Raw genomic sequence first — 23,432 nt, forward strand, 5'->3', positions numbered from 1 at the left:
GCTCACAGTACTGTTTCCGCTCACGCGGCACGAGAACGGACGAGGTGCCCAGACCGCATGGCGCCAAGGACCGGCGATACGGAATCGTCCGCCTCGCCGGTCCTGCTTCGCGCTATATAGGTTGTCGCGGGCCTTTCGCCGACAGTCTCGTTTGACGATGCTGACGACGTTTTGACGATCCGGATTTTCGCGCCGGTTTTTGCACCAGGCCGGATCAGCCTGATGATCCGGCGCACCAGCGACGGCCGGCTATAGTCCGGAACGGCGCGCGAGAAATCGACGTCCGGCAGCATGCCGCGATGCGGACGCCGGCGGGTCTCGGCGTGAACCGCCGACGAGTAGGTCTCGCCGATCAAAAGCGCCCAGGTCGCAGTCTTGCGCTCGTGCAGGCTTCTTGAGCCAGGTATTCTACAGGGATCGAACATCGGTCCGTCCTCCAGTTGAAGATGCAGGTAGAAGGGTGAACCAACCCAGGCCGCGGGCATGCGCGGCGCGGCAAGGGTGGCATCGCTCGAAGCGTGTTCAGGTGGGGCGTTCCGCCCCTTCCGCAGCTTGAAAAACATCGCAGGATTCCTTCAAAGGCCGAAAAAGGTTTCGGCGGGAACCGGTGCGATTGAAGTCTAGAAGGTCAGGAGAATCGTCGTACCGAAACCGCCGTCGGGCTGGTAAGCCCACGAGAGGGGTGGTGGATGTGCATGGCCATCATGAATTACCCCTCCATCGGTTCGGGTTGACAATGCTGGCCGTATAACCGACTTCGCAGAAAATGACCACCCGCCAGTCCAGGAATTTCCAAAACCGCGAGAGCTCTGTGGCTGATCTGCCACTTATTAGAAAGGCGCGGAAATGAACGACCGTCTCCGCATCGCGCTCTACCAGCCGGATATCGCCGGCAATACCGGGACTATCCTGCGCTTCGCCGCTTGCCTCGGTCTCGGCGTCGACATTGTCGAACCGGCGGGCTTCCCGCTCAGTGACCGGGCGCTGAAACGGGCCGGCATGGACTACCTCGAAATGGCGGCGCTCACCCGGCATGTCGACTGGCACGCCTTCGAGGACTGGCGCAAGCTTGCCAAGCGGCGGCTGGTGCTGCTGTCGACCAAAGCAGCTGTCGCCTACACGGATTTCGTCTTTGCCGGCGACGACATTCTCCTGTTCGGCCGCGAATCCGCAGGCGTGCCGGATGCCGTCCACGAGGCGGCGGATGCGCGCCTGACCATTCCGATGCAGCCCGGCGCGCGCAGCATCAACGTCGCGCTTTCCGTTGCGATGGTGGCGGGCGAGGCGATCCGGCAGCTTCGCTAGGATGTGTACGCGATCGCCGGCCGCAGCGACCAAGGCGTCGTCCTCACGCAACACTGCGTCCTCTCCGGTCATTCTCATCCAGACGCACATCGCCTTCTCCTGCCGTTTGCATCTTCGAGGCTTCTTCGCTACAAGCTCAACTTAACTTGAGGTCAAGCGGAAATTAGAATGGCTGCGGCAACGGAATTGACAGTCGGCCAGGTGGCGATGCGCAGCGGCGTGGCGGTGTCGGCGCTGCATTTCTACGAAGCGCGCGGGCTGATCCGCAGCCACCGCACATCAGGCAACCAGCGGCGTTACGGCCGCGACGTGCTGCGGCGGGTGGCGATCATCAAGGTAGCGCAGGAGGTTGGCATTTCGCTGGCCGAGATCGGCACAGCCCTTCGATCATTGCCCGAAGGCCGAACGCCGACGCGCGAGGATTGGAACCTGCTTTCGACGGCTTGGCGCGACGAGCTCGACCAGAAGATCAGTCAGCTCAAGAAGCTGCGCGACGGGCTGACCGACTGCATCGGCTGCGGCTGCATGTCGATCGACAAATGTCCGCTGCGGAATAAGGACGACAGGCTGAGCATCCGGGGGCCGGGAGCGAGACGCTTGCTGATCGAGCGTTAATCCGCCGCCGGCAGCCGCCTGATTGTGAATTCGATGACGTCGCCCGGCCGCTCGAACCAGCTCTCGATCTCGGTCCAATAGGCCTGCTTGGGAAAGCGCTCGAACCATTCCTTCGCCTTGAGACGAGCGTCGGAGCGCGGCAGCACGAAGGTCTCGCGCAGGAAGCCGTCGCGCGGCATGCGCGCGTTCTCGGCGCGTGAACGGTCGAGCCTCTTCTTCAGGCCATCCAGCGGCGGTCTTGCCGGGGTGCGCACGAAAGAACTCCATACACACTTGACCCTTGCACCCAAGAGATTAGGGATCGCGGCCGGAAAAGACGAGTCATTTGTCGGGCGCGCCCGCAACCGGAGACAGGATTTGCAACGACCCGAGATACCGGCGGGGCTGCCAGCCGACATCGAACAGAAGAAGACGAAGGCACGGCTGTGGTTCGAGACATTGCGCGAGCGCATCTGCGCTAGCTTCGAACAGATCGAGCTGGACCTGCAGGGGCCGCAGGCCAGTTGGTCGCCCGGTCGCTTCGAAAAGACGCCGTGGCAACGCGATGCCGGCAAGGGCGGCGGCGGCATCATGTCGATGATGCACGGCCGCGTCTTCGAGAAGGTCGGCGTCCACACCTCGACCGTCCACGGCGAGTTCTCGCCCGAATTCAGGAAGCAGATGCCGGGCGCCGAAGAGGACCCGTCCTTCTGGGCGAGCGGCATTTCGCTGATCGCCCATCCGTGGAACCCCAACGTGCCGGCCGTGCATATGAACACGCGCATGGTCGTCACCTCGCGCCTGTGGTTCGGCGGCGGCGCCGACCTGACACCGGTGCTCGACCGCCGCCGCAGCCAGGACGACCCCGATACGATCGCCTTCCACAGGGCGATGCAATTTGCCTGCGAGAAGAACGCGGCGATCGCCGACTACGCGAAATTCAAGGCCTGGTGCGACGAGTACTTCTATCTGCCGCACCGCGACGAGCCACGTGGTACCGGCGGTATCTTCTTCGACTGGCTGCATTCGGGCGAGGACAAAGGCGGCTGGGACGCCGATTTCAACTTCGTCCAGGACGTCGGCCGATCCTTTCTCGTCGTCTACGGGCATCTGGTGCGGTCCAACTTCAACGACAACTGGACCGATGGCGACCGTGACGAGCAGCTCATCCGCCGCGGCCGTTATGTCGAATTCAACTTGCTTCACGATCGCGGCACCATCTTCGGGCTGAAGACCGGCGGCAATGTCGCGTCGATCCTGTCCAGCCTGCCGCCTGAGGTGAAATGGCCGTAAAATCTCGGTGAGCATGATGTGAGCCGCAATCGGGTCTAAATCCCCAGAATTTGACGGCAAATGTGGCGCAACGCGCGCCAGAAAATATCTTTTTCGTCTAATATTCTATTGAAAAGATTGGGCTATTTGTCGCGTCGGGCCGGGAAACGCCGGCGGTCCTTTACTCCCGAGAGCCGCGACCCGACGTGACCGGACGGCCCATGATTGAATAGGGCACCTTCCCAAGCGCGTGCCCGCATTTTCCAGGAGAGCATGCCATGCGCAAGCTTATTATGACCGCAGCCGCCGCTGCCGTTCTCGCCTCTGGTACTGCCGCATTCGCCGCGGTCAAGCACACCACCGGCACGATCAAAAGCTTTGATGGAACGGCGATGAGCCTGGTTCTGGATAACGGAGCCACCTTTACGTTGCCCCAGACCTTCAAGGATCCTGGCCTGAAGGTCGGCGAAAAGGTCCGCGTCACGTGGGATATGAGCGGCAAGGACAAAATTGCCGAGGCCGTCAAGATCGTGAAGTGATGCCTGCCCGCTGAAGCAAGACGAGGTCTTGCGTCCTGGGTAGCGTAAGAGGGCGGAGCAGCGCTGCTCCGCCTTTTCGCAATCAGATCACTAGAGGGCCGCGTGTCGGCTTGGACGCGCGGCGCTCTAAGGCAACCAAAACCGTTCGATCGTGTTATGCTTAGCTGGCCAGCGTGTAGCCGGATACCGGACCCGGTTTCCGGATCGCGCAATCAAAGGTCTGGAGCTTCCGTGTCATTGCGCGGCGCGGCGCTCCAAGGAGGAGATGAGGAGAAGCCAAATGAAGGAATTCCATTGCGGGTCGCTCGTACCCGGCTGCGAGTGGCACACACGCGCCGAGGAGGAGGCTGAGGTCATGCGCCGTGCCGTCGAGCATCTGCGCGAGACGCATGGCGAGACGGTGATCCGCGAGACGATGATCGAGGCGATCCGCTCGCGCATCGAAAAGGTCCGCGACGCAGCGTGACGGTCAGGATTCGAGTGCCTCCGCGGCGCGCTTGAGCAGCGCGCCGCGATCAAGCGCAAAACCGGACTCGACCCATTCCTTTTCGAGATTCTTCAACGTTGCACCAAGCTTCGGCCCCGGTGATGCGCCAAGCGTCGTTAGATCGGCGCCCTTGACCGGAAAAACAGGGTTTTGCCATTTTGCAGCGAAGGCAAGCAGCCGCGAGAAGCCGCCGGCTTCGAGCAGTGCGTCATTGTCTTCGACCGCGCGGGCTCGAGCGGAAGCGAGCAACAGCCGCAACCGATCGATAAAGCCTTGGCGGTCGCCAAAATAAAGCCTTTTCGCCAACTCTCCTTCGGTCGTTTTCCGATCGACGGCAGCCGTGATCGCCCAATTCCGCAGCCGGCTTGCCTCGCTCGCGGAAAGCCTCAATCTCTCGGCAAGCGTTTTCATGCGCGCGGCATCCGGCGGCACGATGGCTTCCAGCCTGAGCAGCGGGTCCGGCGCCCAGGCCAGATCCTTCTCGGTCTTGGTCAGCCCGTGGATGGCATCGATGCCCCATTTCTCGCTTTCCGGCAAAACGGCGGTCAGAACGCCGGCCTGGCGCATCCACAGCAGCGCCCGCGACGGATCTGGCGCTGACAGCAATTTCTTCAATTCCCACCAGACGCGCTCGACCGAGAGCTGGTCGAGCCCCTGCTTCAGTCGGGCACAAGCCTTCAACCCTTCGGCATCCGGCCTGCCGTCGCCATACCAGGCGAAGAAACGGAAGAAACGCAGGATGCGCAGATAATCCTCGCGGATACGCGCTTCCGGATCGCCGATGAAGCGCAGCCGCCGCGCTTCGATATCGGCGATACCGCCGACCAGATCGACGACCGTTCCATCGGCTTCGGCATAGAGTGCATTGATGGTGAAATCGCGCCGCTCAGCGTCGGCTTTCCAGTCGCGGCCGAACGACACTTTGGCGCGCCGGCCGTCGGTTTCGATATCGGCACGCAGCGTGGTGACCTCATAGGCCTTGCCGTGGGCGACCGCGGTGACGGTGCCATGCTCGATGCCGGTCGGCACCGTCTTGAAGCCCGCCGCCTCGGCGCGCCGGATGGTTTCCTCGGGCACCGTCGTGGTTGCGATGTCGATGTCGGCGACCGGCTGGCCGATGAGCGCATTGCGCACGGCACCACCGGCGACGCGTGCCTCCTCGCCGCCGTCGGTGAGCGCGGTGAGCAGGCGCTGCAGGTGGCTTTCGCCGAGCCAGCCGGCCTTGCCAGCAATCGACACCGGATCGCTCACGAATAGAGCCTCTCATAAAGCGTTCGGATGATGCCCGCGGTGACGCCCCAGATGCGCTGGTCGCCATAGGGCATCTCGTAATAGAACCATTCGAAGTCGTTCCACATGCGACTGTCTCTGGTGTGGTTGGCGGGGTCCATCAGAAAGCCCAGCGGCACCTCGAAGACGGCATCGACCTCGTCCAAATTCAGCGTCAGGCTGAAACCGGGCCGCACAATCCCGAGCACCGGAGCGATGCGATAGCCGCTGCCGGAAACGTAGTCCGGCAGACGGCCGATGATCTCGATGTAATCCCTATCGAGACCGATCTCCTCGGATGTCTCGCGCAACGCCGCCGCTTCTGGGCTCGCATCGGTTGGATCGATGGTACCACCGGGGAAAGCCACCTGCCCCGAATGGTTGCGCAGCTTTTCCGCCCGCCTGGTCAAAAGGACCGTGGCTTCATGGCCATGATCGACCACCGGGATCAGCACGGCGGCATCGCGCAGCGCCTTGGCCAGCTTCAGCCTGGGATGGCCCGGATTGAAGCGGTGGTCGCCAAAATCGTCGCCGGCATGCGCCAGCGGCTGCGCCGCGGCGCGCTGGCGGAACCCGGCAGCGGAAAACGGCAACGGCGTCACCTGATCCATCATAGGCGGTCCATCATGCGCTCAGCCGTTTCAGTTTCTCAGCCGGCATGATTGGATAGACCTCGCCTTTGGAACGGACGGCAAACATCATCTTGCCACCGATGTCGATCTCTTCGCCGTGCTCGACCAGCTCGTACATCACCGGCCGTGCCACCAGCGCCTCCAGCCGCCCGCGCACCAGCACATAGGGCTTCAGGCCACCTGTCTCGTCCTCATCGACGAAGCGCAACGGGTGCCCCGCCCCAGCCTCGACCAAGTCCCCGACATTGGTGCGAAAGGTTATGATTTGTCCGTCGCCTGCGCCCGACACGTCCATCTCGACGGCAATAAAGGGCGCGTCGGCGACGCGGATGCCGACCTTTTCCACCGGCGTCACCAGGTAGGTCCTGCCGTCCTCGTCCTTACGCAGCACCGAGGAGAAAAGCTGCACCAGCGGCATCCGGCCGATCGGCGTTCCCAGATAGAACCAGGTGCCGTCCTGCTTGATTTCCATGTCGAGATCGCCGCAAAACGCCGGATTCCAGCGTTCCACCGGCGCCGGCCCCTTGCCGGCGCGCGTCGCGCGCGAGACCAGCGCTTCCAGCCCGCGTGCCTCGGTCGCGGCCGTCAGGCTCTCTTCACGATGGTCGGCGGCTTCCGTCATGGTCACGAAATAGTCACTGTTGTTCCGCTTGTCAGCCTAAGTCTGTGATTTAAGTTCATTGCAGGCGCCATGCGAGGCCGAATCGCGGCATTCTCTGCGGCACCAAGGTGCCAAGCGGTGTTTCCAACAGAAGGATCGATGCTGCATGAGCGTTATGATCAAGGAAAGCCCAATCAGCGAAAAGGACATGGTGGCGCAGGCCGAGAAAGCGCTGGCCGACATTTCGAGGGTCCGTGACGGCGTCGGGCGGGTCATTTTCGGCCAGGAAAGCGTCATCGAGCGCACGCTCGTCGCATTGCTGGCCGGCGGCCATGCACTGCTGGTCGGCGTGCCCGGCCTAGCCAAGACCAAGCTGGTCGAAACGCTGGGCATCGTGCTCGGCCTCGATTCGCGTCGCATCCAGTTCACGCCCGACCTAATGCCGTCCGACATTCTCGGCTCAGAGGTGATGGAGCAGGATGAATTCGGCAAGCGTTCGTTCCGCTTCATTTCCGGGCCGATCTTCGCGCAATTGCTGATGGCCGACGAGATCAACCGCGCCTCGCCGCGTACCCAGTCGGCGCTGCTGCAGTCGATGCAGGAATACCACGTCACCATTGCCGGCGTGCGCCATGACTTGCCGTCACCGTTCCATGTTCTCGCGACGCAGAACCCGCTGGAGCAGGAAGGCACCTATCCGCTGCCCGAGGCACAGCTCGACCGTTTCCTGATGCAGGTCGACATCCTCTACCCCGAGATCGAGGCGGAGCGCCGCATCCTGCTGGAGACCACAGGTATCGAGGATGCCAAGGCCGAAAACGTGCTGCAGCCGGCGCGACTGAAGGACATCCAGACGCTCATCCGCCGCATGCCGGTGCCGGAAAGCGTCGTCGAGGCGATCCTGAAGCTGGTGCGTTCGGCGCGTCCCGGTCAGGGCAATGCCGATACCGACAAGCACGTCGCCTGGGGCCCAGGCCCGCGCGCCAGTCAGGCGCTGACGCTGTGCGCCCGCGCCCGCGCCCTCTATGACGGCCGGCTGGCGCCGTCGGTCGACGACGTCCGGGCGCTGGCCGAGCCGGTGCTGCAGCACCGCATGGCGCTGACGTTCGCCGCCCGCGCCGAGGGCACCACGGTTCGCGATGTTGTGGCGAAGCTCGCGAAAGGGATTTGATGGCGCGCATCGGTGAAGCGCAGGCACCGGCAGCGACGCGCGATGCGCTCGCCAGAGGCCGGTTGCGGGCTTCGTTGGTGCCGGACCTGCTGGTCGAGGCGCGCCGCATCGTCAACACGGTAATTGCCGGCTGGCATGGCCGCCGCAAGCGCGGCATCGGCGAGAATTTCTGGCAGTTCCGGCCCTATGTCGAAGGCGATTCCTCGCGCATCGACTGGCGCCGTTCCGCCCGCGACGACCACACCTATGTCCGCGACCGTGAATGGGAGGCCGCCCATACGGTGTGGCTGTGGGCCGATCCCTCGCCTTCCATGCTCTACAAATCGACCGGAGCCAGCGTTTCCAAGGAATCGCGCGCCCTTGTGCTGGCGCTGGCCATGGCCGAGCTTTTGTCGCGCAGCGGCGAGCGCATTGCCTGGCCGGGCCTGACCGACCCGTTCACCGCCCGCAATGGCGCCGAGCGCATCGCGGCGCAACTGATGCATGCCGCCGACCTGCCGGCAAAGCCCGACCTGTCCGGCATTCGCCGCTTCTGCGACATCGTCCTCGTCAGCGATTTCCTCGACCCGGTCGAGGACACTATAGCCTGGCTGGACGTGCTCGCCCGCCACGGCGTGCGCGCGCATCTGATCGAGGTCTCCGATCCGGCCGAGGAAAGCTTCCCCTATGCCGGGCGCACCGAATTCACCGATCCTGAGACCGGCGACAAGCTGACCGCCGGCCGCGCCGAAATGCTGGGCGAGGAATATCGCCTGCTTTATGCCGCCCGCCGCCAGGAGCTGGCCGCCTGGTGCAAACGGCTTGGCTGGAGCTTTACCGTCAATCATACAGATCGCCTTGCCTCCGAGGCGCTGGTGCGCATCCACATGGCGATGACCGCCGAGGGCAGCTTTGCCGGGAGAGCCCGCGCATGAGTTGGCTGCCGCTCTCCTTCGGGGCGCCGATGGTGCTGTGGGGCCTGCTGGCGCTGCCGGTGATCTGGTGGCTTCTGCGGCTGACCCCGCCCAGGCCGCAAACCGAGGTGTTTCCGCCGCTCAGGATTCTCGCCCGCGTGCTGAGGCGCGAAGAAACGCCGCAGCAGAGCCCTTGGTGGCTGACGCTGCTCAGGCTGCTGATGGCCGCGCTTATCGTGGCAGCACTTGCCGAACCGGTCTTCAACCCGCGCGAAAAGCTGCCGGCCGAGGGCGCCGCCTTGGCGCTGGTGATCGACAATGACTGGGCAAGTGCCGCCGACTGGGGCAAGCGGGTCGCCACCGCCGAGCGGCTGATCGCCGATGCCAATTCGAACGGCGTGCCGGTGCTCATCGCTTTCACCGCCGAGAAGCCGAATGCCGAGATCGGTCCCTTCGATGCCGCTGCCGCGCTCGACCGGCTGCGCGCGGCAAAGCCGCGGCCGATCCCGACCGACCGCCCCGCCGTCTACGGCCGCGTCGCTTCAGCCTTGGAGTCGCTGCCTGGCGCCAGCGTCGCGGTGCTCGCCGATGGTCTGGCGGCGCAAGGCGACGAAGCCGCCTTCAACACGTTGTTGTCAAAGAACGCGGCACGTGTCGTGTGGGCCGTCTCCGACCGGCTGTCGCTGACCGGCCTGACCGGCGCCGACAACCAGGTCGACGGCTTCGCCCTGACCGCCATCCGCGCACCGGGCGATCCGGCACCTGCACAGGTGACGGCCGGCGCCTTCGACGACAAGGGCCGCCGCATTGCCGACGCGACGCTGACCTTTGCCCCGGGCGGAACCACCGCCACCGGCACGATGGCGGTGCCGTTCGAACTCCGCAACGACTTCGCCTACATCGCGCTCGATGGCGAGCGCCAGGCCGGTGCCGTCCGCGTTCTCGACGAGAGTTCAAAACGCCGCCGCGTCGGCCTACTTTCGCAGTCCGAGGCCGATCAGGCGCAACCGCTGCTGTCGCCGCTCTACTACATTCGCCGCGCCCTGCAGCCCTTTGCCGATCTCGTCGAGCCGTCGAGCGTCGATCTCGCCGACGCCATCCCGCAACTGCTCGACCAGAAGCCGGCAATGATCGTCATGGCCGATGTCGGCACCATTCCGGAACAGGCGCGGCAAAGGCTGGTCGACTGGGTCGACAAGGGCGGCACGCTGGTGCGTTTTGCCGGTTCGCGGCTGGCCGCTGCCGGCAATGACGACGACCTGCTGCCGGTCCGGCTGCGCACCGGCGAGCGATCGCTTGGCGGCGCGCTGTCATGGACCGCGCCGCAGCCGGTCACCGAATTCCCGAAAACCGGTCCCTTCGCCGACCTCGCGCCGCCCACCGAGGTCACCGTCACCAGGCAGGTGCTGGCCGAACCGACGCCCGACATCGTCGAGCGCACCTGGGCCACGCTTGCCGACGGCACGCCGTTGGTGACCGGGATGAAGAAGGACAAGGGTACCCTGGTGCTGTTCCACGTCACCCCCGAGGCGACATGGTCCAACCTGCCGATCTCCGGCAGCTTCGTCGAGATGCTGCGGCGCATCGTGCAATTGTCGCGCAACCAGGGCGCGGCTGTCGCCAATGCCGAGGCCGCCGCGACGTCGCTGGCACCTTATCGCATGATCGCCGCCGACGGCACGTTGGGGCCGCCGACGCCGGATGCCAGGCCGCTGGTGCCCGACGCCGGCCCGCTGCCGGTGACGCTGGAAAACCCGCCCGGCCTCTACGGCTCGGAGACGGGAGTGTTCGCTCACAATCTGCTCGGTGGCGACAGCGCATTCACGCCGCTGGCCCGGCCTGAGATCACGGTGCCGGTCACCACCATCCAGTATGCTTTCGACGAGCAGCGCAACCTCAAAGGTCCGCTTGTCACGGCCGCCCTGGTGCTGATGGTGCTCGACACGCTTGCCGTATTCTGGATGGGCGGCCTGTTGTCGCGCCGGCCGCGCCGGGCCGGCGCGGCGGCGACGGCAGCCGTCCTGCTGATTGCGCTCGGCGCCTTGATTGGCCACGCGGACGTTGCGCGCGCCGACGACGCCAAACCGGGAGATACGGAGGCGATCGGGGACATTTCAAAGACCCGGATCGCCTACGTGCTGACCGGCGAGCCGGGTGTCGATTCGATCAGCCGCGCCGGGCTCGAAGGCCTGACCCGCTTCCTCATAGAAAAAACCGCGCTCGAACCCGGAGCACCGGCCGGCGTCGATATCTCGAAGGACGAACTTTCCTTCTATCCGCTGATCTACTGGCCGATCGATCCCTCGGCCCCGATGCCGAGCGAGGCCGCCATCGCCCGCATCGACGCCTACATGCAGCAGGGCGGAACGGTCTTGTTCGACACCCGCGACCAGTTCGCCAATGGCATTGGTGCGGATTCGACCAGCCCGGCGACGGAGCGGCTGCGCGACATCCTCGGCAACCTCAACGTGCCACCGCTGGAACCAGTGCCGTCGGACCACGTGCTGACCAAATCCTTCTACATCCTTCCGGAGTTTCCCGGCCGTTTTGCCGGCAGCCCGCTGTGGGTCGAGGCATCGCTTGAAGCCAGCAACACCGAGAACCGCCCGGTGCGCACCGGCGACGGCGTTTCCCCGATCATGATCACCGCCAATGATTTCGCCGGCGCTTGGGCCGTCGACGAGAATGGCGACCCGCTATTGCCGACCGTGCCGTCGGATCCGATGCAGCGCATCTATGCGCTGCGCGCCGGCGTCAACATCATGATGTACATGCTGACCGGCAACTACAAATCCGACCAGGTGCACGTCCCGGTGCTGCTCGAACGGCTGGGGCAATAGACCATGAACTGGTCGCTCGCCTTCGAACCGCTCACCACCTGGCCGCTGCTCGCAGTAGTTCTGGTCCCGCTGCTGCTGCTGGCGCTGGTCGGCCTTTGGTTTCGCCAGCGCGGCGCGGTCTTCCGCCTGGCAGCCCTGATTGCCCTGGCTGCGGCGCTGCTCAATCCTGTGTTCCTCGACGAAGAACGCGAGCCGCTGAAAAGCATCGTCGCCGTCGTCGTCGATCGCAGCCAGAGCCAGGATATCGGCGACCGTACCAAGCAGACCGATGCGGCATTGGCCGGGCTTCAGCAGCGTCTCGGCCGCTTCAAGCAGTTCGACGTCCGCGTCGTCGAAACCGGCAAGTCCGAAGCCGCCGACGAGCGCACCGAGACGCGGTTGTTTTCCTCGCTCGAAAATGCTTTCCGCGACGTGCCGCCGTCGCGCATTGGCGGCGCCATCATGATCACCGATGGCGAGGTGCATGACGCGCCGCCCGGCGCACCCGACTTCACTGCCCCGCTGCACGCGCTGATTACCGGCAACGAGCATGAGAAGGACCGCCGCATCCGCTTCGAGAATGCGCCGCGATTCGGGCTGGTCGGCAAGCCGCTCGACATGACCTATCGCGTCATCGCCACCAACAACGAAACCGGCCCGGTCGACGTCCGCGTATCGGTCAACGGCGAGCAGGTATCGGTCGAGCACGCCAACATCGGCCAGGCGATGCCGCTGCAGGTGACGATTCCCAGCGCCGGGCGCAACATCGTCGAACTCGCCATCAACCACGAGCCGGGCGAACTCACCGACACCAACAACCGCGCCATCGCGCTGATCGACGGCATCCGCGAAAATCTGCGCGTGCTGCTTGTTTCCGGCGAACCGCATGCCGGCGAGCGCACCTGGCGCAATTTGCTGAAATCCGACGCTTCGGTCGACCTCGTGCACTTCACCATCCTGCGCCCGCCGGAAAAGCAGGACGGTACGCCGATCAACGAATTGTCGCTGATCGCCTTTCCGACGCGCGAGTTGTTCGTCGAGAAGATCAAGGATTTCGACCTGATCATCTTCGACCGCTATCAGCACCGCGACGTGCTGCCGATCCTCTATTACGACTACATCTCCGAATATGTCGAAAAGGGCGGCGCGCTGCTGATCGCGGCAGGCCCCGAATATGCCGGCGAAAGCTCGATCGCCCGCACGCCGCTGATGTCGGCGCTGCCGGCAATGCCGACCGGCGAGGTCATCGACAAGGCCTTCTATCCGCGCCTCACCGATACCGGCCAGCGTCATCCGGTAACCCGCGGGCTCGACGGCTCCGCGACCGAGCCGCCGCACTGGAGCCGCTGGTTCCGCACTATCGGCGTCGAGAATCCCGAGGGCGAGGTGGTGATGAAGGGCGCCGACAACCGGCCGCTGCTGCTGCTCGACCGCAAGGGCGAAGGCCGCGTCGGCATGCTTCTGTCCGACCAGGGCTGGCTGTGGGCGCGCGGCTTCGAGGGCGGTGGCCCGCACGTCCAACTCTACCGGCGCATCGCCCACTGGCTGATGAAGGAGCCCGAACTCGAGGAAGAGCGGCTGACCGCCGACGGCCGCGGCATGGTGCTGGAGATCCGCCGCCAGACGATGAGCGACGACCCCGGCCCGGCGCAAGTCATCACGCCATCCGGCAAGGCACTGATCGTCAGGCTCGAGAAATCCGAGCCAGGCGTCTTCCTCGGCAGCGTCGAAACCAGCGAAATCGGTCTCTATCAGGTCGGCAATGGGGACCTGACGGCATTGGCCCATGTCGGGCCGGTCAACGCGCCGGAATTCACCGACGTCGTCTCCACCGAGAACCGGCTCAAACCACCGGCTGAGGCAACCGGCGGCAGCGTTCGCAGGCTGGCGCCGGCCTCGGCGCTCGGCAATCTCACCAGCACGGTCACGCTGCCCTCAATCGTTCCGGTCCGTTCCTCGGGCGCGGCCTCAGGCAATGACTGGATCGGCCTGCGCACCACCGATGACAGCGTGCTCAAGGCCGTCTCGCGCGTGCCGCTCTTCGGTGGCTTTTTGGGGCTCGGCCTGCTGCTTCTGGCGATGGGCTCGATGTGGTACCGCGAAGGGCGGTAGCTGCACCGCTTCCCACCCGTGGCAGATGGGAGAACCAGACCTACTCCTCCGGCTCCGTCGTGAACATCAGCGGGTAGCCCTTGGCCTTGCCGGCATCGGTTGCCCGCGCCGCCTTGGTCTCGGCGACATCCCTGGTGAAGACGGCGACAACGCAGACGCCGCGCCGGTGCGCGGTGATCATTATCCTATGCGCCTGGTCTTCGCTCAGCTTGAATTCGCCCTTCAGCACTGTCACCACGAACTCACGCGGCGTGAAATCGTCATTGACCAGGATGACCTTGTAGAGCTTCGGCCGTTCTACCTTCGGCTGGGCCTTGGTGCGAGGTTTTGTCGTGATTTCTGGCATGGGACCGGTAGCTGCGCGACAACTCGCTTTCATTTTGACATGTGCGAAAGCGGCCGTCCATTTTTCAACCGCGCAGGGATTACGATCGGCGCGGTCATTCGCAATCTATGTGGGAGCTATCGCCTGGCGTTCAACGGTCCTGGCGGCCGAAGATGCGACGGTCGTGGACTTGCCGCCTTGGTGCGGCGGGCGGCGCATCGGGACGAGGCCCGGCAGCCTGCGGCCGGCGTTCCCTCCATGCGGTGGCCAGCCAGGCGACGACCAACACCGAGCCGATGAGCACAATCAGCAATCGGGTCCGCCAGATGGCGATGTAGCTCCAATCCACGGAAAATCCTGGGCGCGAACAAAACGGGCTCGACGCGCTCGTTCATGCGGATGCCTCGGCGGGACGGGATTGCGACCGGGTTATGCGACGCGGGATATCGGATGCGTATGCGACACCAGAAGGCCGCTCCAACCAGATTGCGGCTGGAGCGGCCTTGTAGTCTAGGGCAATTCCAGGAAAAGTGTGAAACGGTTTTCGTCCGGAATTGCGCAAAAACAAAGACATGCAGCGGTTCGGCGTTCCGTGAAACGATGAACCGCTCTAGGTAAGCGTGGTTCAAGCCTTGGGGGCGGTCTTCTTGACGGTGTGCTTAACCGGGCACTTGTGCGTCTTGGTAACCCTGCAGACCTTCTTGGCGGTCGTCTTGGAGACAACCTTCTTCATCGGCGCCTTCGCCGGGGCAGCCGCTGTCGTCGTGGCGGCGGGAGCAACGGTCGTGGCAGCGGCGTTGCCGAGGACCGGCATCGAGAAAGCAAGCGCGACGGCGAGACCGAGAGCGGAGAGGAGGGACTTTTTCATGGTTTCATTTCCTTGTTTGTGCAGGTCGGTTTGAGCATCACTGAACCGGGTCGATCGGTGTGACACCAAGCAGCTTCAAAGCATTTGCGAGCATCCGGATTCCCTGTGCCTGTTTCTTGTTGGCGCAGAACCGGTTTCCCTTTCTTTGAAGTGCTTTCGCCGCGGTGACCTGCGTTGCCGCGGCATGGGTTTCGAGGGCTTCGTCAAACTGGCGGTTCAGATCGATGCAACGCTCGCTGCGGGTGGTCGCCACCTTTGCATCGGCCGCCTTTGCATTGGCCACCTTTGCATCGGCCAGTTTTGCATCGGCTTGTTCAACCGCGGCCGTGACGAGCGAAATGGAAAGCAACGCACCCATCAGACTGATCGAGAACCTTTGCATTGGTCTATCCGTAATCCCGTAACGCGTGTCGCAGCCGATGACCTGACCGCCACGGCACCACTTATGCCCTTGATTTTTTTCGGCAGTTTTTCCGGATTGTAGAATTTTGTTTCTGGATTGTTTCTGGGCAGCCCGGATCGGGCTGCCGATCTTCACTGGCCAACTTATGGCCTGAATTCTATCGTCTGGCTGACGGCCGAAGCACCGCTTGGGCGATCCACAAATGACAGGTTCCCTGTGAAATCCGACCCCCACATACTGATCGTCGACGACGACAAGGGCATTCGCGACCTGCTTCAGGAATTTTTCCAGAAGCGAGGGCTGCATACATCAGTCGCCGCCGACGGCACCGAGATGGAGACCATCCTGCGCCGCGCCCAGGTCGACCTGATCGTCCTGGACGTCATGCTGCCCGGCAAGAGCGGGCTGGAACTCTGCCGCGAGTTGCGCGCCAATTATTCGACACCGATCATCATGCTGACCGCGGTTACCGAAACTACCGACCGGGTCGTTGGCCTGGAGATGGGCGCCGACGACTACGTGCCGAAACCCTTCGATCCGCGCGAGCTGTTGGCACGCATCCGTGCCGTGCTGAGGCGCAACGGCGCCGCCGAGCCGCGACGGCCCACGTCGCGCCAGGTCTACCGTTTCGCCGGCTGGACCATGGACTGTTCGCGCCGCCGGCTGATGGCGCCGGGCGACGTCAGGATCGAGCTGACGATGGCCGAATTCAATCTCCTGCAGACCTTCGTCAAGAGCGCGCAGCGCGTACTGAGCCGCGAGCAGCTCATCGAGCTGTCCGGCGGCGACAGCGGCTACAGCTTCGACCGCAGCGTCGACATTCTGGTCAGCCGGCTGCGGCGCAAGATGGAGGACGACCCGAAAACGCCGAAGCTGATCCTGACCGTGCGCAGCGGCGGCTATCAGTTTCTGCCTGAGACGACCTCCGAATGAGACGCATCCTGCCGCAAACGCTGCCGGTCTGGGTGCTGCTCATCGTCATCGCCGGCCTGTTGATCAGCCAGATCGCGACCCTCTACATCGTTTCGCGCGACCGTGCCGCCGCCAATGACGTCGTCGATCTCTACCGGCTCAACGACCGCGCCTTCTCGCTGGTACAGCTGATGCATGACGCTACGCCGGAACAGCGCAAGGCGACGGCCTCCGGCCTGTTCAACGCCACTTATGCGCTCACCGTTTCCAACACGCCCGCTGTTACTTCCTCGATAGCCGGCGACGACGAACTGGCCGAATTGGAAGACATATTGGTCGGCCGGCTATCGAAGTTCGGCATCACCGACGCGCGGGTCCGCCGCGACCCGGCAACGCACGAAGCCGACGCTCCCGGTGGGACGGTCGCCGGTCCCGATATCGGCCAGGTCGAGCGCGACCTGCTGGTACTGGCGGCCGATTTCGCCCAGAGCGACAAGCTGACCGCCTCGCTTCGCTTTGCCGACGGCCAATGGCTGAACTTCACCGAGCCGAACACACCGGCCGGGCCGATACTGAGCTTCGACAGCCTGCCGCTCTATGCCTTGATCGCCGGGCTGGTGGTGGCTTCCTCGATCTGGTCGCTGCGCCGGCTGACGGCGCCCTACCGGATGATGGAGACCGCGGTGAAGCGGATCGGCGAGGACCTGAAGAGCCCGCCGATCGCCGAGAGCGGCAGCCGCGAGGTGCGTACCGCGGCAAAGGCGGTCAATGCCATGCAGGCGAGGCTGCGCGCCTATGTCGAGGACCGCGAGCATCTTGCGGCCGCACTGGCGCACGACCTGCGCACGCCGCTGACCAGGATGCGGCTGCGCCTCGAATTGCTTAGGAATTCGACCGTCCGCACCGCACTGGCGCACGACCTCGCCGACATCGAAGGCATTGCCAGCTCGGTCATCGACTTCGCCACTTTCGAGGTGACCGAGGAAAAGAGCGAGAGGATCGATTTCTGGTCGCTGGTGGAATCGATCGCCGACGGCTTCGACGAGGTCTCCTTCGACAATGAGGACGCGCGCTCGCGCGGCCTGATCTGCGTGGCGCGGCCGGTCGCGCTCCGGCGCTGCGTCACCAACCTCGTCCAGAACGCGGTGACCTATGGCAAGAGGGCGCATCTCAGCCTGCGTCAATCAGGCAAGACAATTACGCTGGCGATCCGCGACGACGGTCCGGGCATACCGCAGGCCGAGCTCGACGCCGTGTTCGGCTCGTTCGTGCGCCTGGAACAATCGCGCAACCGCCAGACCGGCGGCCTCGGCCTCGGCTTGACCATCGCCCGCAACATCGCCCGCGCCGCCGGCGGTGAAGTCAGCCTGTCCAACCATCCCGATGGCGGCCTGCTGACGGAGTTGCGCCTGCCGCTGGCGGTTTAGCATGCGGTATCGGGCTAAGCCGGCGTTTGATCTTGGTTCTCTCCCCAAGGAAAAAAGCTATCTTCGCAGCACCGCGCTCAGCACATCCCTGACGCCGATAGCGCCGACGAAGCGCGACTGGTCGTCGAACAGCGCCACCGGTGCGGTCTGCGAGCGATGCATGGCCAGCATCACGGTCTTCAGCGAGGTGCCGGGATTGGCCCAGAACACCTGCGCAGTCTCCTCCGGCTGGGCTTCGACATCGGCGCAGGACACCCATACCGCCGGCTTGCCGTCGCGCTCGGCCGCCGCCACCAGCCCATGCTCGTCGATCTTGAAGCGCGTCGTCTTGCGCCGGTCGAGCCACACCCAGCCGTTCTCGCCGTGCTCGAGGTCGCGGCGGTCGCGCATGACGTTCCAGGCGGTCAGCACCGAGAGCGGGTTCACATTGGCGATGAAGTCGCGGACATAGTCGTTGGCAGGCCGCAGCACGATGTCTTCCGGCGCGCCGGTCTGCACGATACGCCCGCCCTCCATGATGGTGATGTGGGTGCCGATCTTCAGCGCCTCCTCGAGGTCGTGGCTGACGAAGATAATGGTCTTCTTCAGCTCGGCCTGGAGCTGCAGCAACTCGTCCTGCAGCTTGGTCCGGATCAGCGGATCGAGCGCCGAGAACGGCTCGTCCATCAACAGGATCGGCGCCTCGGTGGCAAAGGCGCGCGCCAGGCCGACGCGCTGCTGCATGCCGCCGGAAAGCTCATGCGCGTATTTTTTCGACCACTGGTCGAGATGAACCAGCTTCAGCTGCCTGTTCACCCGCTCCTTGCGCTCGGCTTCGGGTACCCCGGCGAGCTCGAGGCCAAGGCCGACATTGTCCTCCACGGTGCGCCACGGCAGCAGGCCGAACTGCTGGAACACCATCGCCACCTGCTTCTGCCGCAGCCGCCGAAGCGTCGCCTCGTCGCAGGTGACGACGTCGACCGTACCATCGCCGTCCTTGACCAGCACCTGACCGCGCGAGACGACGTTCAGCCGGTTGACGGCTCTGAGCAGCGTCGATTTGCCGGAGCCGGAAAGCCCCATCAGCACCGAGATCTCGCCCTCGTTCACGGTGAGGCTGGCGCCGGCGCAGCCCAGTACGTTGCCGGTCTGTTCGAGGATCTCGGCTCGGGTGGCACCACTGTCGATCAGCGCCAGCGAGCCTGCCTGGTCGGCGCCGAAGACGATATCGACATTCCTGAAATCGACGGCGACGGTCATTTCTTGCCTCCCACGCCGATGCGCGTCATCCGGTCGAGCACGATGGCGAGCACGACGATGGCCAACCCTGCCTCAAGCCCGAGGTCGATCCTGCGCGACCCGAGCGCCCGGTTGATTTCCGTACCGAGCCCGCCGGCGCCGATCAGGGCGGCGAACACCACCATCGACAGCGACAGCATGATCGATTGGGTCAGCCCAGCCATGATGGTCGGCAGTGCCGAAGGCAGCTCCACCTTCCACAATAGCTGGCGCTTGGTGGCGCCGAAAGCTTCGCCCGCCTCGACGATCGATTTCGGCACCGAGGTGACGCCAAGATGGGTGAGCCGGACCGAGGTCGGGATGACGAAGATGATGGTGACGATCAGGCCGGGCGCGTTGCCGAGGCCGAACAGGGTCAGCACGGGGATCAGGTAGACGAAGGTCGGCAGCGTCTGCATCAGGTCAAGTACCGGCAGCATGACGCGATAGATCTTCGGCTTGTGCGCGGCCCAGATGCCGAGCGGCACGCCGATGGCCATCGACACGGCGGCGGCGGCAACCACCAGCACCAGCGTCTCCACTGTCTGCTTCCACAGATTCTGGTTGAGGATGAACAGCAAACCGATGAACACCGCCAGGGCCAGTCCTTTCGAGCGCTGCAGGAAATAGGCGAGCAGAGCGATCAGCGCGATCAGCAGAACCGGCGGCAGCAGCAGCAGCCCGTCGACGATGCCGTCGAGCAGGAAGTTGAGGCTGTTGGAAAAAGCCCTGAAGACGGTGTCGAAATTATCGGTGAGAAAGCCGAAAAACGCCTTCCCCCACGCCCCTATGGGAATCTTGTAGCTGACCAGGAATTTGGAGATCGGATCCATCTAGCCCCTCTTCTGCCGGCGCCGTCCTTGCCGGAGGGTCATCTTGTCACAGGATATGAAAAAGGGCAGCCATTTCTACCGTGGCGGCCCCTTGTCTCGTCATGCCAGATGGTCGGGTCAGCTTCCGAGCGCCGTTTTCACCGCAGCCGCCGCATCGCCGCCGTCGAAGGTGGTGACGCCGGCGATCCAGGGAGCGACCGCGTCCGGGTGCTTCTTCAGCCAGTCGGTCGCGACCGTATTGGCGTCGCCGCCCTTCAGGATCGCGTCCATCATCTCGCCTTCCATGTCCAGGTTGAACTTCAGGTTGGCGATGAACTTGCCGGCATTGGGGCATTCGCTAATGTAGCCCTTGCGCACATTGGTATGCACGGTGGCAGCGCCAAAGCCGCTATCGCCCATCCCCTCGAGATAGGTGATCTTCATGGCGCCCATCACCGGATGCGGCGTCCAGCCGAGGAAGGCGATCCATTCATTGTTCTTCATCGACTGCTCGGCCTGGGTGAGCATGCCGGCCTCGGAAGATTCGACCAGTTCGAAGCCTTCGAGATTAGTCTTCGGATCCTTGATCATATCGAGAATGATGCGGTTGCCGTCATTGCCGGCCTCGATACCGTAGATCTTGCCGTCGAACTTGTCCTTGAACTTGCCGAGATCGGTCAGCGTCTTGACACCGGCATCGGCGACATAGGTCGGAACGACGATGCCGTAGCCGGCACCGCTGAGGTTTTCGCTGACGGTCTCGACCGAGCCTTCGGCGGTATAGTCCTTGATGTCGTTTGTCATCGACGGCATCCAGTTTCCAAGGAACACGTCGAGGTCTTTGTTCTTCAGGGATGCATAGGTCACCGGCACCGAAAGCTGGATCACCTGCGGCTCGTAGCCGAGCGCCGTGAGCAGCACCGAGGCGACGCCGGTGGTCGCCTGGATGTCGGTCCAGCCGACATCGGACAGACGCACCGTCTTGCAGCTTTCCGGATCGCCGGCAAAGGCCCCAGTCGTGGATAGAAAAGCCGCCAGGCCGAGGCCGGCGACGAATGAACTCATACGCGACATGAAAATTCTCCCATTTCAGTTCTCGGTGAAGCGAAGCGACGGTTTTATCTCCGCCTTGTCACGCCAGCCAAACATCATTCTGCTGCGGTTTCAAGCACTAAGGCAATCACGAACAACGGCGCAGGCTGGCCGATCAGCGACACGCCCGCCGCTTTCCGGATGGAAGTCGCCTTTTCCCGGTGGAATGTAGGCGCTCCCCCTCCCCGCTTTGTTGCAACTCGGCTTAAAAGGACGGCATGGCCAAGCTGTACTTCCATTATGCGACGATGAATGCCGGCAAGACGACGATGCTGTTACAGGCCTCGTACAATTACTGCGAGCGCGGCATGACGACGATGCTGTTCATCGCCGGCCACTACCGCAAGGGCGATACCGGGCTGATCTCGTCGCGCATCGGCCTGGAGACGGAAGCCGAGATGTTTCGCGACGGCGACGATCTGTTTGCCCGGGTCGCCGAGCATCACGACCACGCCACGGTCCATTGCGTCTTCGTCGACGAGGCGCAATTCCTCGAAGAGGAGCAGGTCTGGCAACTCGCCCGCATCGCCGACCGGCTGAACATCCCTGTCATGTGCTACGGCCTGCGCACCGATTTTCAGGGCAAGCTGTTTTCCGGCTCGCGCGCCCTGCTGGCGATCGCCGACGACCTGCGCGAGGTGCGCACCATCTGCCGTTGCGGCCGCAAGGCGACGATGGTGGTGCGCCTCGGCGCCGACGGCAAGGTGGCGAAACAGGGCGAACAGGTGGCGATCGGCAAGGATGTCTATGTCTCGCTCTGCCGCCGCCATTGGGAAGAAGAAGTGGGCCGCGCCGTGCCCGACGATTTCATCGGCTTCACCAAAGCCTGAACCAGCGCTATTGCTTTCATCCGACCTCTCGGCCGACATTCGTTCGCCAATCGCGCCATCGTGCGGCGCTTGTTAAGGCCTGCTTCCTATTTCAAAACCTCTCAGCCAGAGCCGTCGGGAGTTCCCATGCTTCGAGCCATTTCGTCTGCTGCTGCTTTCCTCATTGTCGGCGCTCTTGCCGCGCATGCCGACGGCGATGCCGCTCTCGGCAAGAAGGTATTCAACAGATGCATGGCCTGTCATGAGGCTACGAGCGACCGCGACAAGGTCGGCCCGCATCTGCTGGGTGTCGTCGGCCGGACCGCCGGCACCGCGGACAGTTACCTCAGCCGCTACTCGCAGGGGATGAAGGACGCGGGCGCCGCCGGCCTGGTCTGGGACGAAGCAAACCTTGCCGAATACCTGCGCGCGCCCCGCCAGAAGGTCCCCGGCAACAAAATGGCCTTCTCCGGCCTGACCAGCGACGACGACATCGCCAACGTCATCGCCTACCTCAAGGCCGATCCCAAGCCCTGAGCGTCGCTCCCGAGCATGGTTGAAGCGGTGTCTGACCGGACGGCAGTTACACCGTAATCATTGCCTGACTATCCTGCGGTCGGCCTCCTGAAATTCTTTTGTTTTCCTGTAATCCCATGTCTTCCGTCTTTCATTCGCCAAACCCGGCACATATATTCGCGGCGGTTTGCGAAACGAAACCGATGCCGAAGCGGGAGGCCCCAATGGCGACATTGCAGAATTTCGATGCCGAGATTGCCAAGACCAAGCAGGTCGTGGAGGACATGCGCACCAAGATCGAGCAGTCCGGTAGCGTGCTCGACACGCTCGCCACCGCCGACAAGAAGATCGGCGACGCCAATTTCGACATCGAGAACGCCCGCATCGAGGATGTGCTGAAGCAGCAGAAGGTGATGGAAGGCAATATTGCCGACCTGATCATCGGCCTCGAGGACGCCACCAACGTCTTCGGTGCCGAATTCGAGAGCATGAAGAACTACACCGGCTGGGAGAATTTCGTCGGTGTCTTCTCCAGCCAGCGCAAGCAGCGCCTGCGCACCGACCGCGTCCGCAACATGTCGCTGGCCGGCAATTTGCAGGAGCTGCTGGCGAAATCCGATACCATCGTCGGCATCCTCAAGGCGCAGAAGCAGGTTCTCGACACCCGCTACAAGACCTCCGAGGCCAGCCTGTCGCAGGTGATCGAGCGCCGCAAGACCACCATGTCCAATCTCGAGACCGTGCAGAAGCGCATCGAGGAACTCAACCCGATGCTGCTCGACATCGAGAACAAGATCGCCGCCTCGACCAGCCAGAAGGAGCGTACGCAGCTTGAAGGCGAACGCTCGAAACTGGCCACGGAATACAACGAGAAGCAGGCCAAGGAGCAGGAATTGCTGGCCGAAAGCCAGACGCTGGAGCGCTACACCTCGATGTTCCAGACCTTCGTCGATTCGCTCAACAATCAGATCGCGGCGCAATCGACGCTGATTAACAAACTGACCATCGATACCGAGCAGCGCATCGTTCTATACAAGGCGCTGGAAGATTCACTGAAGACCGCCGCCCAGCAGGATGTCGCCCACAAGATCAACACGCTGGGCAGCCAGGTCGACAACACCGCCGAAGAGACCATGGCCGGCATCGGTGCCGCCTCACAAAAGCACATTGGCGATCTGCTTGAAATGCATGAGAAGAACATGGTCGCCACCGCCGACATCCAGCGCCGCAAGAAGCTCGCCGACGATGCCTTCGCCCGCCGCTTCGACGATGTGATGAAGAAGCACAATTCGGCAAATTACGTGCAGTCGTAATTGC

26 protein-coding genes are annotated in these 23,432 nt (G+C 63.6%); 14 read left to right on the plus strand and 12 right to left on the minus strand.

What is annotated here, in order from left to right; genetic code table 11:
- Window positions 1-20 precede the first annotated feature (20 nt).
- Window positions 21-563, minus strand: coding sequence for a hypothetical protein (locus NKG60_RS16375; protein ID WP_352664644.1), 543 nt, complete (start codon window positions 561-563; stop codon window positions 21-23).
- 283 nt (window positions 564-846) lie between these two features.
- Between NKG60_RS16375 and NKG60_RS16380 the strand changes: the two genes are divergently transcribed.
- Entirely contained in the window at window positions 847-1,305 is a 459-nt protein-coding gene (locus NKG60_RS16380; protein WP_352664642.1) for a tRNA (cytidine(34)-2'-O)-methyltransferase, read from the plus strand.
- 168 nt (window positions 1,306-1,473) lie between these two features.
- Window positions 1,474-1,920: a redox-sensitive transcriptional activator SoxR gene (gene soxR, locus NKG60_RS16385; RefSeq protein ID WP_352664640.1), complete on the plus strand. Its 447-nt coding sequence runs from the start codon at window positions 1,474-1,476 to the stop codon at window positions 1,918-1,920.
- Here the strand turns inward: soxR and NKG60_RS16390 are convergent.
- Window positions 1,917-2,174 carry a hypothetical protein gene (locus NKG60_RS16390; RefSeq protein WP_023679487.1) on the minus strand — a complete coding sequence of 86 codons (258 nt, stop codon included), beginning with the start codon at window positions 2,172-2,174 and terminating at the stop codon, window positions 1,917-1,919. The two genes, soxR and NKG60_RS16390, sit on opposite strands and share 4 nt — an antisense overlap.
- 103 nt (window positions 2,175-2,277) lie before the next feature.
- Between NKG60_RS16390 and hemF the strand changes: the two genes are divergently transcribed.
- From hemF to NKG60_RS16405, 3 genes are all read left to right on the plus strand, one after another.
- On the plus strand, window positions 2,278-3,192 hold the full coding sequence (gene hemF / locus NKG60_RS16395) for an oxygen-dependent coproporphyrinogen oxidase (protein WP_352664638.1): 915 nt from the start codon (window positions 2,278-2,280) through the stop codon (window positions 3,190-3,192).
- A gap of 257 nt (window positions 3,193-3,449) precedes the next feature.
- Window positions 3,450-3,710: a DUF1344 domain-containing protein gene (locus NKG60_RS16400; RefSeq protein WP_023679489.1), complete on the plus strand. Its 261-nt coding sequence runs from the start codon at window positions 3,450-3,452 to the stop codon at window positions 3,708-3,710.
- A 280-nt stretch (window positions 3,711-3,990) separates the two neighbouring features.
- The gene (locus tag NKG60_RS16405; RefSeq protein ID WP_023679490.1) at window positions 3,991-4,176 is read left to right on the plus strand and encodes a DUF1059 domain-containing protein; all 186 of its coding nucleotides are present in this window, start codon (window positions 3,991-3,993) and stop codon (window positions 4,174-4,176) included.
- A gap of 3 nt (window positions 4,177-4,179) precedes the next feature.
- Here the strand turns inward: NKG60_RS16405 and NKG60_RS16410 are convergent, their stop codons facing one another.
- Genes NKG60_RS16410 through NKG60_RS16420 form a run of 3 tightly spaced genes read right to left on the minus strand, consistent with a single transcriptional unit; the run spans window position 4,180 to window position 6,720 of the window.
- Window positions 4,180-5,448 (minus strand): CCA tRNA nucleotidyltransferase, encoded by a 1,269-nt coding sequence (locus NKG60_RS16410; RefSeq protein WP_352664636.1) that lies wholly within the window; start codon window positions 5,446-5,448, stop codon window positions 4,180-4,182.
- Window positions 5,445-6,077, minus strand: coding sequence for a CoA pyrophosphatase (locus NKG60_RS16415; RefSeq protein ID WP_352664634.1), 633 nt, complete (start codon window positions 6,075-6,077; stop codon window positions 5,445-5,447). The genes NKG60_RS16410 and NKG60_RS16415 overlap by 4 nt, the downstream gene beginning before the upstream one ends.
- 13 nt (window positions 6,078-6,090) lie before the next feature.
- The gene (locus NKG60_RS16420; protein ID WP_352664770.1) at window positions 6,091-6,720 is read right to left on the minus strand and encodes a DUF1285 domain-containing protein; all 630 of its coding nucleotides are present in this window, start codon (window positions 6,718-6,720) and stop codon (window positions 6,091-6,093) included.
- A gap of 145 nt (window positions 6,721-6,865) precedes the next feature.
- Here NKG60_RS16420 and NKG60_RS16425 point away from each other — a divergent pair, with 145 nt between their 5' ends.
- Genes NKG60_RS16425 through NKG60_RS16440 form a run of 4 tightly spaced genes read left to right on the plus strand, consistent with a single transcriptional unit; the run spans window position 6,866 to window position 13,694 of the window.
- Window positions 6,866-7,870: an AAA family ATPase gene (locus tag NKG60_RS16425; protein ID WP_352664633.1), complete on the plus strand. Its 1,005-nt coding sequence runs from the start codon at window positions 6,866-6,868 to the stop codon at window positions 7,868-7,870.
- Entirely contained in the window at window positions 7,870-8,784 is a 915-nt protein-coding gene (locus NKG60_RS16430) for a DUF58 domain-containing protein (RefSeq protein ID WP_352664631.1), read from the plus strand. The genes NKG60_RS16425 and NKG60_RS16430 overlap by 1 nt, the downstream gene beginning before the upstream one ends.
- A complete protein-coding gene (locus NKG60_RS16435; protein WP_352664629.1) occupies window positions 8,781-11,603 on the plus strand; it encodes a DUF4159 domain-containing protein in 2,823 nt (940 codons plus the stop codon). The genes NKG60_RS16430 and NKG60_RS16435 overlap by 4 nt, the downstream gene beginning before the upstream one ends.
- 3 nt (window positions 11,604-11,606) lie before the next feature.
- Window positions 11,607-13,694, plus strand: coding sequence for a hypothetical protein (locus NKG60_RS16440; protein ID WP_352664627.1), 2,088 nt, complete (start codon window positions 11,607-11,609; stop codon window positions 13,692-13,694).
- Window positions 13,695-13,734: 40 nt separating this feature from the next.
- Here NKG60_RS16440 and clpS read toward each other — a convergent pair whose 3' ends face one another.
- The 4 genes from clpS to NKG60_RS16460 form a co-directional block, all read right to left on the minus strand.
- Window positions 13,735-14,040, minus strand: a complete 306-nt coding sequence (gene clpS, locus NKG60_RS16445; RefSeq protein ID WP_352664625.1) for an ATP-dependent Clp protease adapter ClpS — start codon at window positions 14,038-14,040, stop codon at window positions 13,735-13,737.
- 130 nt (window positions 14,041-14,170) lie between these two features.
- The gene (locus NKG60_RS16450; RefSeq protein WP_352664623.1) at window positions 14,171-14,368 is read right to left on the minus strand and encodes a hypothetical protein; all 198 of its coding nucleotides are present in this window, start codon (window positions 14,366-14,368) and stop codon (window positions 14,171-14,173) included.
- Window positions 14,369-14,644: 276 nt separating this feature from the next.
- Window positions 14,645-14,887, minus strand: coding sequence for a hypothetical protein (locus NKG60_RS16455; protein ID WP_352664621.1), 243 nt, complete (start codon window positions 14,885-14,887; stop codon window positions 14,645-14,647).
- Between the two features lie 37 nt (window positions 14,888-14,924).
- A complete protein-coding gene (locus NKG60_RS16460; RefSeq protein WP_292665026.1) occupies window positions 14,925-15,269 on the minus strand; it encodes a hypothetical protein in 345 nt (114 codons plus the stop codon).
- Window positions 15,270-15,506: 237 nt separating this feature from the next.
- Here NKG60_RS16460 and NKG60_RS16465 point away from each other — a divergent pair, with 237 nt between their 5' ends.
- Together NKG60_RS16465 and NKG60_RS16470 are read left to right on the plus strand one after the other, a co-directional pair.
- Window positions 15,507-16,223, plus strand: coding sequence for a response regulator (locus NKG60_RS16465; RefSeq protein WP_352664619.1), 717 nt, complete (start codon window positions 15,507-15,509; stop codon window positions 16,221-16,223).
- On the plus strand, window positions 16,220-17,629 hold the full coding sequence (locus NKG60_RS16470; protein ID WP_352664617.1) for an ATP-binding protein: 1,410 nt from the start codon (window positions 16,220-16,222) through the stop codon (window positions 17,627-17,629). Before NKG60_RS16465 ends, NKG60_RS16470 begins: the two co-directional genes overlap by 4 nt.
- Window positions 17,630-17,686: 57 nt before the next feature.
- On the opposite strand, the gene choV is transcribed toward NKG60_RS16470, so the two are convergent.
- From choV to NKG60_RS16485, 3 genes are all read right to left on the minus strand, one after another.
- Window positions 17,687-18,868 carry a choline ABC transporter ATP-binding protein gene (gene choV, locus NKG60_RS16475; RefSeq protein ID WP_352664615.1) on the minus strand — a complete coding sequence of 394 codons (1,182 nt, stop codon included), beginning with the start codon at window positions 18,866-18,868 and terminating at the stop codon, window positions 17,687-17,689.
- Complete coding sequence (choW, locus tag NKG60_RS16480; RefSeq protein ID WP_023719230.1) at window positions 18,865-19,719, minus strand: choline ABC transporter permease subunit; 855 nt, start codon at window positions 19,717-19,719, stop codon at window positions 18,865-18,867. The genes choV and choW overlap by 4 nt, the downstream gene beginning before the upstream one ends.
- Window positions 19,720-19,836: 117 nt before the next feature.
- Window positions 19,837-20,772: a choline ABC transporter substrate-binding protein gene (locus NKG60_RS16485; RefSeq protein ID WP_352664613.1), complete on the minus strand. Its 936-nt coding sequence runs from the start codon at window positions 20,770-20,772 to the stop codon at window positions 19,837-19,839.
- Between the two features lie 236 nt (window positions 20,773-21,008).
- On the opposite strand from NKG60_RS16485, the gene NKG60_RS16490 reads away from it, so the two are divergent.
- The 3 genes from NKG60_RS16490 to NKG60_RS16500 all read left to right on the plus strand — a co-directional run bounded on the left by NKG60_RS16490 (window position 21,009) and on the right by NKG60_RS16500 (window position 23,428).
- Complete coding sequence (locus NKG60_RS16490) at window positions 21,009-21,620, plus strand: thymidine kinase (RefSeq protein WP_352664611.1); 612 nt, start codon at window positions 21,009-21,011, stop codon at window positions 21,618-21,620.
- Between the two features lie 126 nt (window positions 21,621-21,746).
- Window positions 21,747-22,136, plus strand: coding sequence for a c-type cytochrome (locus tag NKG60_RS16495; RefSeq protein WP_352664609.1), 390 nt, complete (start codon window positions 21,747-21,749; stop codon window positions 22,134-22,136).
- Window positions 22,137-22,339: 203 nt separating this feature from the next.
- Window positions 22,340-23,428, plus strand: coding sequence for a hypothetical protein (locus tag NKG60_RS16500; protein WP_352615510.1), 1,089 nt, complete (start codon window positions 22,340-22,342; stop codon window positions 23,426-23,428).
- The last annotated feature ends 4 nt before the right edge of the window (window positions 23,429-23,432 follow it).

It is taken from the genome of Mesorhizobium sp. M1428, from assembly GCF_040317515.1.
Taxonomy (GTDB): Bacteria; Pseudomonadota; Alphaproteobacteria; order Rhizobiales; family Rhizobiaceae; genus Mesorhizobium.

Coding starts and splice junctions, on each gene's coding strand:
- NKG60_RS16375 (WP_352664644.1), bottom strand. CDS start 563: ATGTTTTTCAAGCTGCGGAAGGGGCGGAACGCCCCACCTGAACACGCT.
- NKG60_RS16380 (WP_352664642.1), top strand. CDS start 847: ATGAACGACCGTCTCCGCATCGCGCTCTACCAGCCGGATATCGCCGGC.
- soxR (WP_352664640.1), top strand. CDS start 1,474: ATGGCTGCGGCAACGGAATTGACAGTCGGCCAGGTGGCGATGCGCAGC.
- NKG60_RS16400 (WP_023679489.1), top strand. CDS start 3,450: ATGCGCAAGCTTATTATGACCGCAGCCGCCGCTGCCGTTCTCGCCTCT.
- NKG60_RS16405 (WP_023679490.1), top strand. CDS start 3,991: ATGAAGGAATTCCATTGCGGGTCGCTCGTACCCGGCTGCGAGTGGCAC.
- NKG60_RS16415 (WP_352664634.1), bottom strand. CDS start 6,077: ATGGATCAGGTGACGCCGTTGCCGTTTTCCGCTGCCGGGTTCCGCCAG.
- NKG60_RS16420 (WP_352664770.1), bottom strand. CDS start 6,720: ATGACGGAAGCCGCCGACCATCGTGAAGAGAGCCTGACGGCCGCGACC.
- NKG60_RS16425 (WP_352664633.1), top strand. CDS start 6,866: ATGAGCGTTATGATCAAGGAAAGCCCAATCAGCGAAAAGGACATGGTG.
- NKG60_RS16430 (WP_352664631.1), top strand. CDS start 7,870: ATGGCGCGCATCGGTGAAGCGCAGGCACCGGCAGCGACGCGCGATGCG.
- NKG60_RS16435 (WP_352664629.1), top strand. CDS start 8,781: ATGAGTTGGCTGCCGCTCTCCTTCGGGGCGCCGATGGTGCTGTGGGGC.
- NKG60_RS16440 (WP_352664627.1), top strand. CDS start 11,607: ATGAACTGGTCGCTCGCCTTCGAACCGCTCACCACCTGGCCGCTGCTC.
- clpS (WP_352664625.1), bottom strand. CDS start 14,040: ATGCCAGAAATCACGACAAAACCTCGCACCAAGGCCCAGCCGAAGGTA.
- NKG60_RS16455 (WP_352664621.1), bottom strand. CDS start 14,887: ATGAAAAAGTCCCTCCTCTCCGCTCTCGGTCTCGCCGTCGCGCTTGCT.
- NKG60_RS16460 (WP_292665026.1), bottom strand. CDS start 15,269: ATGCAAAGGTTCTCGATCAGTCTGATGGGTGCGTTGCTTTCCATTTCG.
- NKG60_RS16470 (WP_352664617.1), top strand. CDS start 16,220: ATGAGACGCATCCTGCCGCAAACGCTGCCGGTCTGGGTGCTGCTCATC.
- choV (WP_352664615.1), bottom strand. CDS start 18,868: ATGACCGTCGCCGTCGATTTCAGGAATGTCGATATCGTCTTCGGCGCC.
- choW (WP_023719230.1), bottom strand. CDS start 19,719: ATGGATCCGATCTCCAAATTCCTGGTCAGCTACAAGATTCCCATAGGG.
- NKG60_RS16485 (WP_352664613.1), bottom strand. CDS start 20,772: ATGTCGCGTATGAGTTCATTCGTCGCCGGCCTCGGCCTGGCGGCTTTT.
- NKG60_RS16490 (WP_352664611.1), top strand. CDS start 21,009: ATGGCCAAGCTGTACTTCCATTATGCGACGATGAATGCCGGCAAGACG.
- NKG60_RS16495 (WP_352664609.1), top strand. CDS start 21,747: ATGCTTCGAGCCATTTCGTCTGCTGCTGCTTTCCTCATTGTCGGCGCT.
- NKG60_RS16500 (WP_352615510.1), top strand. CDS start 22,340: ATGGCGACATTGCAGAATTTCGATGCCGAGATTGCCAAGACCAAGCAG.